This window comes from Psychrobacter sp. GW64-MNA-CIBAN-0177, from assembly GCF_040309585.1.
Classification (GTDB): domain Bacteria; phylum Pseudomonadota; class Gammaproteobacteria; order Pseudomonadales; family Moraxellaceae; genus Psychrobacter; species Psychrobacter okhotskensis.
Genome location: NZ_JBEOOY010000412.1, coordinates 1 through 255 on the forward strand (window position 1 = coordinate 1; position 255 = coordinate 255).

At 63.1% G+C, this 255-nt stretch carries 1 protein-coding gene; it reads right to left on the reverse strand.

Annotated features, from left to right (window positions below; translation table 11 throughout):
* Nucleotides 1-255: SulP family inorganic anion transporter (locus AAEY79_RS15675; protein ID WP_352289523.1), on the reverse strand; the 255-nt coding region annotated here is incomplete at its 3' end.

Below are 255 nucleotides of genomic sequence, written 5' to 3' on the forward strand. Positions count from 1 at the left end.
CAACAGAATCATCACCCCGGCAAACACCCCGGAGAAACGCCCACGCCCGCCGGAGCTGAGGTTGATCACGGTTTGCCCGATCATCGCGCAACCGCCCATGCCGCCGAACAGGCCCGAGACCATATTCGCCGCGCCCAGGGCCACGCTTTCGCGGTCGGGATAACCACGGGTCTCGGTGATTTCGTCGGTGAGGTTGAGGGTCAGCAGGGTTTCCAACAGGCCGACCATCGCCATCAAAAACGCGTACGGCGCGAT